This is a genomic window from Anoxybacillus sp. CHMUD (genome assembly GCF_013096965.1).
In the GTDB taxonomy this organism is placed as follows: Bacteria; Bacillota; Bacilli; order Bacillales; family Anoxybacillaceae; genus Anoxybacillus; species Anoxybacillus kestanbolensis_A.
Window position 1 is genome coordinate 1 of sequence record NZ_SDLG01000033.1, and the last position, 9,706, is coordinate 9,706.

General features: G+C 40.2%; 8 protein-coding genes and 4 pseudogenes. 5 read left to right on the top strand and 7 right to left on the bottom strand.

Annotated features, from left to right (window positions below):
- The first annotated feature begins 136 nt into the window (after positions 1 to 136).
- Entirely contained in the window at positions 137 to 688 is a 552-nt protein-coding gene (locus tag ETB99_RS14085; protein ID WP_020961363.1) for a DJ-1/PfpI family protein, read from the top strand.
- A 452-nt stretch (positions 689 to 1,140) separates the two neighbouring features.
- Here the strand turns inward: ETB99_RS14085 and ETB99_RS14090 are convergent.
- Together ETB99_RS14090 and ETB99_RS14095 are read right to left on the bottom strand one after the other, a co-directional pair.
- Positions 1,141 to 1,968 (bottom strand): annotated as a pseudogene (locus ETB99_RS14090) (IS3 family transposase); the annotation flags it as partial.
- Between the two features lie 29 nt (positions 1,969 to 1,997).
- Positions 1,998 to 2,306, bottom strand: a complete 309-nt coding sequence (locus tag ETB99_RS14095) for a helix-turn-helix domain-containing protein (RefSeq protein WP_035049899.1) — start codon at positions 2,304 to 2,306, stop codon at positions 1,998 to 2,000.
- Positions 2,307 to 2,383: 77 nt separating this feature from the next.
- Between ETB99_RS14095 and ETB99_RS14100 the strand changes: the two are divergent.
- The 3 genes and pseudogenes from ETB99_RS14100 to ETB99_RS14110 form a co-directional block, all read left to right on the top strand.
- A pseudogene (locus ETB99_RS14100) lies at positions 2,384 to 3,084 on the top strand (IS66 family transposase); the annotation flags it as partial.
- A gap of 431 nt (positions 3,085 to 3,515) precedes the next feature.
- A complete protein-coding gene (locus tag ETB99_RS14105) occupies positions 3,516 to 3,887 on the top strand; it encodes a VOC family protein (protein ID WP_171700891.1) in 372 nt (123 codons plus the stop codon).
- 5 nt (positions 3,888 to 3,892) lie between these two features.
- Positions 3,893 to 4,375 (top strand): annotated as a pseudogene (locus ETB99_RS14110) (DJ-1/PfpI family protein); the annotation flags it as partial.
- A 263-nt stretch (positions 4,376 to 4,638) separates the two neighbouring features.
- On the opposite strand, the gene ltrA reads toward ETB99_RS14110, so the two are convergent.
- From ltrA to hxlA, 3 genes are all read right to left on the bottom strand, one after another.
- Positions 4,639 to 5,901 (bottom strand): group II intron reverse transcriptase/maturase, encoded by a 1,263-nt coding sequence (ltrA, locus tag ETB99_RS14115; RefSeq protein WP_163152648.1) that lies wholly within the window; start codon positions 5,899 to 5,901, stop codon positions 4,639 to 4,641.
- Between the two features lie 697 nt (positions 5,902 to 6,598).
- Entirely contained in the window at positions 6,599 to 7,156 is a 558-nt protein-coding gene (gene hxlB / locus ETB99_RS14120) for a 6-phospho-3-hexuloisomerase (protein ID WP_077429955.1), read from the bottom strand.
- Between the two features lie 4 nt (positions 7,157 to 7,160).
- On the bottom strand, positions 7,161 to 7,796 hold the full coding sequence (gene hxlA / locus ETB99_RS14125; protein WP_091703670.1) for a 3-hexulose-6-phosphate synthase: 636 nt from the start codon (positions 7,794 to 7,796) through the stop codon (positions 7,161 to 7,163).
- A gap of 391 nt (positions 7,797 to 8,187) precedes the next feature.
- Here hxlA and ETB99_RS14130 point away from each other — a divergent pair, with 391 nt between their 5' ends.
- Positions 8,188 to 8,616 carry a DUF4395 domain-containing protein gene (locus tag ETB99_RS14130; protein ID WP_077429953.1) on the top strand — a complete coding sequence of 143 codons (429 nt, stop codon included), beginning with the start codon at positions 8,188 to 8,190 and terminating at the stop codon, positions 8,614 to 8,616.
- A gap of 108 nt (positions 8,617 to 8,724) precedes the next feature.
- On the opposite strand, the pseudogene ETB99_RS14135 reads toward ETB99_RS14130, so the two are convergent.
- Positions 8,725 to 9,102, bottom strand: a pseudogene (locus tag ETB99_RS14135) (transposase); the annotation flags it as partial.
- A 96-nt stretch (positions 9,103 to 9,198) separates the two neighbouring features.
- Positions 9,199 to 9,561, bottom strand: a complete 363-nt coding sequence (locus ETB99_RS14140) for a DUF3221 domain-containing protein (RefSeq protein WP_064213870.1) — start codon at positions 9,559 to 9,561, stop codon at positions 9,199 to 9,201.
- Between the last annotated feature and the right edge of the window lie 145 nt (positions 9,562 to 9,706).

Here is a 9,706-nt window from a genome sequence, read left to right on the forward strand (position 1 = left end):
AGCGTACCCCGTCAATGTAAGATATACACATATTTAAGAAATAATGTTAGAAACTTTGTCGAAAAATATTTTTTTGACACCCCTGAAACGGCTACAACCGTTGATATATCAACATTTATAGAGGGAGGTTGTTCATATGAGCAAAAAAGTATTAATTGTTACAGGAGATGCAGTGGAAGCTTTGGAGATTTATTATCCGTATTACCGTTTGTTAGAGGAAGGTTTTGATGTTACAATCGCTGCTCCGAAGAAAAAGAAACTGCATACAGTTGTCCACGATTTCGCTGATTGGGATACTTTTGTAGAAAAGCCAGGCTATCTCATTGATGCACATGCATCGTTTGCAGAAATCGATCCAACACAGTACGATGCGCTCATTATTCCGGGAGGACGTGCGCCAGAATATATCCGCCTCGATGAAAACTTGCCAAAAATCGTACGCCATTTCTTTGAAGCGAACAAACCAGTTGCGGCGATTTGCCATGCTTCGCTTGTATTAGAAACCCTTCCTGATATTATGAAAGGGCGCAGCATGACCGCATACATTGCCTGCAAGCCAGGTGTAGAAGCAATTGGTGCCAACTATGTATCTGAGCCAACTCATGTTGATAACAATTTCGTATCCGCTCATGCATGGCCAGATTTACCAGCATTCATGCGCGAATTTATTAAGTTATTAAACAAGTAAAATCGTTTGTTAAGGCGTTCTCCTATGGGGACGCCTTTTTGGTTTAAACAACATGTTGCACTGATTGTTGATGATCATATAGATACAAAATATTTATGGGCAGTTTTTACTTCTCAATCTAACACGAAGGCGCATTTTCATGAAAAGGTAAGACATCTCATACTTCGCACGACTCTAATGAAAAGACCGCAAAACGCTTCCTTTAAGAAACGCTTTGCGGCCTTTTAGCGAACAGTGCCAGTGCATTGCGATCCGAAAAGTAGACAGTATAAATTCAGTTAACGCGAAGGAATCAGAGTGATAAAACTCTGGTTCCTTTCCTTTTCTCGTCTTTTTCCTAGTGTCTCAGAACCCCGTGAAACTGTCAAGGAGAGCACTTGACAGCCCCACGGAGTTCTGAGGAGAGGTTGGTAAGACGAGAAGGAGGAAATATAGCCCACTTGTGCTCGTTGTTAACTAGCCTTTGCATATTGAGTCGGTGTCTGATAACGAAGAACACCTTGTATCCGTTGGTGGTTGTAATAGCGAATGTAATCATGGATAAGCTGTGTTGCCTCTTCCACACTTTTCGTACGTCGCAAGTCCTGTTCCATCTCTGTTTTGAGATAGGAGAAAAAGCTTTCTATGCATGCGTTATCAAGCGCATTCGCTTTTCTCGACATACTTGGTGTGATTGAAAATGTATCCATCAGCGTTTTCCATCTTGTTGATCGATATGGCATTCCTTGATCTGAATGAAGGATTAAAGAGTCCTTGATGTGTCTGATTTCTAATGCATACAATAGGGAATCTTCCACAAGTTGAACATTGTGTGTTGATGAAATCTGATGCCCGATAATTTCATTGTTGTGTAAATCCATAACGGCAGAAACAAATAGCTTTTTATCTTCCACGGCAATTTCCGTGACATCTGTGACCCATTTTTCATTCAAACGTGTTGTGGAAAAGTTTCTTTTTAATAGATTTTCATAAATATATCCAGCGGAAGTTGCTTTTTTCACTTTGACTGGCTGTTTTCGTTTCATGCGAGATTGACATTTTAATCCTAATTCTCTCATCAGTCGACGTACAACTTTTTCACTTACAGGTAGTTGATATTGATTGTTTAACACTGCGTGAATTTTTCGATATCCATATCTCCCTTTATGTTCATGGAAAATCAAAGAGATATATTCTTTTAATTGTTGGTCTTTCTTAGATTCTTTTTTCTTCTTACCCTTTGTTTTCAAGTATTTATAGTAACCAGATTTTGAAATCTGTAGTTTTTCACATATTTTAACAACTGGATATTTTGTTTTGAGCTCATCTACTACTTTGAACTTCGCTGTCTTCCCTCCCTTTTCAGAATTTGCAGATACTTTTTTAAAATTTCATTCTCCATCTCTAGTTCTCGTATGATGAAATCCTTGTCCATTTCAGGATGATTTCTCACTTTTCGTTTTAGTCCTACTTCCCCATACATTTCATACTGATCTATCCATTTATAAATATAGTCAGGATCTGTAATCTCAAGATGATGTGCAATGACTTTTACACTCTCCCCCGCCAAGGCTCTTTGAACGGCTTCCAGCTTCAATTCTGAAGAATAGCTTTTGTAAGTTCTTTGTTTTTTCGACATGTTCATCGGCTCCTTCCTGTCTTCTGTATGGACATCTTTTTCCCGATTTATACATGTCTACTTTTAAAGGCTCACTCCAAACGAGTTTGTGCATCAATGGGAAACTCGCATGGGTGCATGTCGTGTGTACATCGAGATATCCATACTTGGCTCCTCACGCTTCTCGTGGAAAAAAAGCGACCGATGATATCGGGATTCTTCCCCGATATGAAGGGACGATGATGCACGATGCGTTCGGTACATATCCGAAATACACACATGCCACCCATGCCCTTTGTCATGCCCACCATTTGCGTGAGTTAAAAGGATTCATCGAACAAGGGCATACGTGGGCGATGCGCATGACCACGTTTCTGTTAGCCGCCAAGCAAGCCGTCGAAGCCCATCACGGTGCACTTTCCGAAGAAGAAGCGAGACGGTGGGAACGAGTGTATGATCGCATCCTAGAAAGAGCACAACACCGATTGGAAACGATAACGCCTCTTCCGAAAAAAGCACTCGCTTTTGTTCGACGGCTTCAGAAACGAAAGGAAGAAGCGCTGCGTTTCTTACGTGAAGTACATGTTCCCTTTGATAACAACCAAGCCGAACGCGATCTTCGCATGGTTAAAGTCAAAGAGAACATTTCGGGTACATTTCGCGAAGAAACATTCGCCCAGTCTTTTTGTATCACAAGAAGCATCGTGTCCACACTGACGAAACACGAAAAAACGTGTGGGATTCGTTATGTCTTCTGTTGACAGGCGAAACGCTCGATCGTGTTCTTTCTACCACTTAGGGCATTTTCTATTACGGGGATGCCCTATTTGTGTTGCGCTTCTTTACATACTACTATCGGGATGAATAGTTACAATTTTTAATAATTGAAAATTTCTGTTTATAAGTTATAATAAGTATAGAATAGAAATTTATTCTATCATTTAGCTTGAAAATACCGTTAAAATCATTCATTCAATCCTATTCACTATATCTTCTAGTTCGTGACGACATTACTAAGGATTGAACTGTTACTTCAAATAACCGTGTTCTCAGTAAATTTGTTCTATGAAAGAGTATCATTTTTCACTGTTGTTCAAACTTTAAATTAGAGTGATAACATAATTGTCATTCGCTGCAAAGCATATACTGTTCTTGCGCGACAAACATGTTCAATAAATTAAAATAAATTATTTTAACTTAATTTAATATATTTACTGAGGAGGAATATACATGAACTTTACTTTCTTAGAAATTGATCATGTTCAAGTTGCTGCTCCTAAAGGTTGTGAAGAAAAAGCACGTGAGTTTTACGGAAAAATTTTAGGAATGAAAGAGATCCCAAAACCTGAGAACTTACAAAAGCGAGGTGGAGTATGGTTTCAATGTGGGAGTCATCAGCTACATATTGGTGTACAAGATGATTTTCAACCTGCTAAAAAAGCACACCCAGCCTTTCATGTAAAAAATCTTGCTGTATTGCGTGACCACTTAATTGAGAAGGGGATTGCAGTAAAGGGAGATGAACCGCTAGAAGGAGCAAATCGTTTTTATGCCAATGATCCTTTTGGCAACAGACTCGAATTTTTAGAGTGGATTAAATAATAACCCGTTTGTTAGAGGAAGATTTTGATGTTACAATCGCTGCTCCGAAGAAAAAGAAACTGCATACAGTTGTCCACGATTTCGCTGATTGGGATACTTTTGTAGAAAAGCCAGGCTATCTCATTGATGCACATGCATCGTTTGCAGAAATCGATCCAACACAGTACGATGCGCTCATTATTCCGGGAGGACGTGCGCCAGAATACATCCGCCTCGATGAAAACTTGCCAAAAATTGTACGCCATTTCTTTGAAGCGAACAAACCAGTTGCGGCGATTTGCCATGCTTCACTTGTATTAGAAACCCTTCCTGATATTATGAAAGGGCGCAGCATGACTGCATATATTGCCTGCAAGCCAGGTGTAGAGGCAATTGGCGCCAACTATGTATCTGAGCCAACTCATGTTGATAACAATTTCGTATCCGCTCATGCATGGCCAGATTTACCAGCATTCATGCGCGAATTTATTAAGTTATTAAACAAGTAAAATCGTTTGTTAAGGCGTTCTCCTATGGGGACGCCTTTTTGATTTAAACGACATGTTGCACTGATTGTCGATGATCATATAGACACAAAATATTTATGAGCAGTTTTTACTTCTCAATCTAACACGAAGGCGCATTCTCATGAAAAGGTAAGACATCTCATACTCCTGAGCGTGACAGGCGTGACTCTAATCGAGTAGGAGGAGGTGATTAACCTCCGTCCTCTCACACCACCGTACGTACGGTTCCGTATACGGCGGTTCAATCAAGATAAGTGACGCAAGAATTCGTAACGCTCTTGTAGACTTTTGAGCCCTTGGTCATTCCAGTAGGAGTTTCCAAGGGTTTTGTGTAAGATGGGGCTATTTGAAATACGCCAGTATCCTTTCCGACTATTCCCCCATTCATAGGCTTTCCACGAAGGAACTCCCAATTTGATCAAGTTTCGCACCCTCGTTTTTGGTGTTTTCCAATTCTTCCACAAGCACATGCGAAGTCTTCGACGAATCCATCCGTCTAGTTTCCGAAAGATTGATTTCGTATCCGCCAGCGCAAAGTATCCACACCATCCTACTACATACTGATTCAGTTTCTGAATCCGATATTCCATGGGATATGGCATTCTCCTAGAAGTGATTTCTCGTACTTTCTTTTTCATTCGTTTCAGGCTTTCTTTCGCGATTCGAACGTTTGGTTCCTTTGCGTCGGTGAAGCTAAATCCAAGGAATTTTCGTTTCCATGGACGGTCTACTGCCGACTTTTTCTCATTCACTTTCAAGCGGAGTTTGCGTTCAATGAATCGTCGAACGCTTGCCATTGTTCGTTCTCCTGCTCTTTTTGATTTTACGTAAATGTTACAGTCATCTGCGTAACGAACGAATTTATGTCCTCTCTTTTCTAATTCTTTATCCAACTCGTCAAGAACGATGTTTGAAAGGAGCGGACTTAATGGACCACCTTGTGGTGTCCCTTTTTCTGTACTTGAAACCACTCCATGAATCATGACACCCGACTGCAGGTATTTGCGGATTAATTTCAATAACGGTTTATCGTGGATTCTTTTCGCCAATGTGCTCATGAGTCTGTCGTGGTTGACCTGATCAAAGAACTTTTCTAAATCAATGTCTACAACCCATCGGTATCCCTCTTTGATATATCCTTGTGCTTTCCTCACTGCATCATGGGCGCTTCGATTTGGGCGAAAGCCATAGCTATGTTCAGAAAACATGGGGTCATATATCTTCGACAATACTTGGGCAATTGCCTGTTGAATCAAACGGTCTGTCACGGTTGGGATACCTAGTAACCGAACACCGCCATCAGGTTTCGGGATTTCGACTCTTCGGACAGGCATCGGTTCATAGGTACCTTTGAGAATCGCCTCTTTGATGGACTGCCAGTTTTCGACGATATGCGTTCGTAGGTTTTGTACGGGCATCTGATCTACTCCATGACTTCCCTTATTTTGTTCTACTCGTTTCAATGCGAGAAGCATATTCTCCCGTGACAGGATTTGATTCAAAATCATCGTTCTTCTTCCTTCCGTAAATAGCTGATCTTCTTATGCCAGTCGTCACTCCACCCTCCAACAGATCCCCCACGGAATTCACCGTTTCCTTTCTCTTGGGAGGTACCATGTTTTCTGTGTTCATCATGACGAACTGAATGCCAAGGGCTATTTTCTCTTGATTGTCCAGTCCTTCCGAATCGTTCTAGACCGATTCGTACTATGACCTCTGCTGACTTCTGATGGTTCAGCTACCTATCACTAAGTAGGTTATGAAGCGTACTTCACGTATCCATCAGACCTCCTCGGGTAAGAGTGCAATCTTTCCTTCCATCTATCTGCTTCATTTACTCTGTATCACCTTCGGCAGAAAGGACTTTGTTTTGTCATGCAAACTCATCCAATGATACCTAGCCTTGTATGAAGTTCGTGTTCCTCAGACCGGAAGTTTGCCGCTCGCTTCCTTCAGATTCCGCGTCACCACGGACACCCTTGCGTTAAGCTAACTGCTACTTCTGCCTTCGCAGTTCGGGACTTTCACCCTAGAGATTGCACCCATGCCGAGCGCACATGAAAAGACCGCAAAACGCTTCCTTTAAGAAACGCTTTACGGTCTTTTTGTTCTTTGTTTATTGAGGTGAAAATTCAGTTTGATCAATTACTTGAATTAGTTTAAAATTTTAGTTAGGACTTAAAATAGTGATTAGGACTCCTTACGCTATTCAAGATTGGCATGTCTTTTAAACATCGTATTGGAGTCCAATCCTTTTTTCTCCATGCATCTCAATATGATCGCATCATAGAATAATAGGAGAGTTTGCTCAAATAGTGAGCCCATTGGCTGGATCGTTTTATATCCGCTGTCTGATTGGTCTTTCGGTGAACCAGGTAATTTAACAGTAATATCGGCTAATTGTCCGATGGTTGATTCAGGGAAAATCGTAACAAGCGCTACTGTCGCGCCTAAGCGTTTAGCTTTCTCAGCCATGGAAACTAATGTTTTCGTTTCTCCTGAACCGGAGCCGATGATTAAAATGTCATCTTGTTCCAGGTTAGGGGTTATCGTTTCTCCTACTACATAGGCGTCTAAACCCATATGCATCATTCGCATCGCAAAAGATTTGGACATAAATCCAGATCTGCCTGCACCAGCTACAAAAATTTTCTTTGCCTCAAGAATCCCCTTTACCAATTTTTCAGCTTCTTCATCAGCGATTAAATCGACTGTGCGATTTAACTCTTTTATGATTTCCGCTAAATATTGTGTAGTCTGCATAATTTCATTCACCTTGTTGGATCATTTTTTTCATTTCAGCAGCTACAGCTCGTTTATCTTTTTGTCCGGTAATACCGCCGCCGACAACGACAAGATCTGGTTTTGCTTTAATGACTTCTGGCAGCGTGTCTAATTTAATGCCGCCGGCGATGGCTGTTTTCGCATTTTTCACAACACGCTTAATTGTGTGAAGTTCTTCAAGAGAATCTTTTCCGACTGCTTGAAGATCGTATCCTGTGTGTACACAAATATAGTCTACACCAAACTCATCCACTTCTTTAGCGCGTTCTTCTAAATTTTTAACACCGATCATGTCAACCAAGATTTTTTTTCCTTGTTTTCTAGCTTCTTCAACGGCCCCCTTGATTGACATATCTTCAGCCACTCCAAGGATCGTGATAATGTCCGCGCCAGCTTCGGATGCTTTCATGACTTCATATGCAGCCGCATCCATGATTTTTAAGTCGGCTAAAACGGTTAAATGAGGAAATGCTTCTTTAATTTCCTTAACAGCTCTCAGGCCTTCATTAATAATAACAGGAGTACCGATTTCTACAATATCCACATACTCCTCAACTTCTTTCACAAGCTCTTTTGCTTCAGGAATATTTACAAGATCCAATGCTAATTGTAGTTGCATGAATTCTTCCCCCCTAATAAAAATTGATTGTTCGTTGCACAAGCGAACATATCTTTTACCTGCTTACCACTTGTACAGCAATCAGTATACTATGTATGATTTTCTTTAGAAAGTACGCACTTTATTTTTACATAGTGTTAAAAAGTATACTATTGGATATGATCATTTCACTCTCGGAACACCTGTCTTCTTTTTCAAAATGTGCCTAACAACATCTGACCGATGCGTATGTCGAAACATGAAATTCCTTCCTTTCCTCTTCAACCGCACTAATCTTTCTTTTGCCATTTTGCAATAAATCCTCATTTTTTCAAAGATGTTCATTGACTTCACAAAATGACAAAACAGTAGTAAAATTCATATAATCATATAAGAAAGGTAGGAATAAACAATGAAAGAAACGAACCGTTCAATCCCCCGTCCGCTTGTAAGAGCGAATCAATGGTTTATTGTTGTTAGTGTTGTTGCAACATGGCTGTCAGGACAAGAATGGTTGCTTGCTTTCCCATTAGCTGCTGGATTGCTTGGATTATTCTTTGATTTTAATCCTGTTATGCGGTTGGCAAAGTTGTTTTTAAAGAAGCATCCTTCTGAGTATGTCCCAGAAGACGCCGAGCAGCAGCAGTTTAATCAAGTCATTGCTGTCATCTGCCTTTCTGTCGGCTTAATAAGTTACTTAGCTGACTGGATGGTCGTTGCCTATATCTTCACAGCGATGGTCGCGTTAGCAGCATTTGTCGCTATCCTCGGATTTTGTATCGGGTGTTTTATTCGTTATCAATGGCAACAATACCGCTATAAAAAAGCCTCTAATCATTAGTGTCGTACAAAAATAGGGGCTGACCTAGTTCCTGTAAAGTGTCATACCCCACAGCTGTGTATTAAATAGACACTTTATGAGTGAAGTGACCCTGTCTACTTGACAGGGTCACTTCAGACTGTTGACAAAATGGTTGTAAGACAGTCGTTTTACAACCATTTTGTTCCATTTTGATATTTGTTTTCCTTGATGAACCGACGAAAATAACGACATACATAGGTGAAAAAGAGGAGAGGTGCCCATTCTCCATAGGTAGTTTGCTAATTTCTTTAAATTCATCGCAGCACAAACAAGCATCGCCTGCATCTGGTTTCTTTCCAATCCACGGTAATTTGTCCAGCGCAGACCATGCTTCTCTTTCAAATCTGCAAAATTTCGTTCGATTGTCTCTTTTCTTCGTTCATACAACTCCCGATGCTCCGGCACATATCGTAAATGCTCGGCTTCTTCATAGTAATCTTGCCAAACATGGCGTGTGACCACTTTTATCGAACAGTGCCAGGCACTGTTCTCCAATTATGTTGTATTTATTTTCTCCTTTGTAAAGAAGGATAGCTATGAAAACTTGTGAGTTTAGTTAGTTTAATTATCTATCACCTCAATCTTTTCTGCACCAACCTGTAAAATTTTAGACTCTTGCACAGGTGGGGTATACCAAACTCTAATTTTTTGACCAACATTTATATTCTTATAATATTCCTCATCAACATAGAATAAAAAGCTATCATGATTAGCTGCATATTTAAGTATTTCGTCCTGAGACATACTACTGATATCCTCTTTGGTAATATCATTAATAACCAATAGTCTTTTACCATTATACTCTTTCTTTAACGCTACATACCCTTCAAATAAAACAAAATCAGATGATTCTTTTCCTGTTTCATTCTTAGAACAAGAAATTAACAATAATAGGATTGGAAACCAAAGAAGTTTCTTTTTCATAGCTACCCCCTGACCAGAACTATATACATCCAAATTGGCATTTTAACCTCTGATTCACACAGCACACCCCATGCGGCGTAACACCTCATCTGGATGTTGTAAGACGTACTGTTCAAAGCGAGTAATGGATTGGGCAATGTCATTT

Bases quoted from the DNA above. Each gene is read 5' to 3' on its own strand.
- ETB99_RS14085 (WP_020961363.1), top strand. From the start codon at position 137: ATGAGCAAAAAAGTATTAATTGTTACAGGAGATGCAGTGGAAGCTTTG.
- ETB99_RS14095 (WP_035049899.1), bottom strand. From the start codon at position 2,306: ATGTCGAAAAAACAAAGAACTTACAAAAGCTATTCTTCAGAATTGAAG.
- ETB99_RS14105 (WP_171700891.1), top strand. From the start codon at position 3,516: ATGAACTTTACTTTCTTAGAAATTGATCATGTTCAAGTTGCTGCTCCT.
- ltrA (WP_163152648.1), bottom strand. From the start codon at position 5,901: ATGATTTTGAATCAAATCCTGTCACGGGAGAATATGCTTCTCGCATTG.
- hxlB (WP_077429955.1), bottom strand. From the start codon at position 7,156: ATGCAGACTACACAATATTTAGCGGAAATCATAAAAGAGTTAAATCGC.
- hxlA (WP_091703670.1), bottom strand. From the start codon at position 7,796: ATGCAACTACAATTAGCATTGGATCTTGTAAATATTCCTGAAGCAAAA.
- ETB99_RS14130 (WP_077429953.1), top strand. From the start codon at position 8,188: ATGAAAGAAACGAACCGTTCAATCCCCCGTCCGCTTGTAAGAGCGAAT.
- ETB99_RS14140 (WP_064213870.1), bottom strand. From the start codon at position 9,561: ATGAAAAAGAAACTTCTTTGGTTTCCAATCCTATTATTGTTAATTTCT.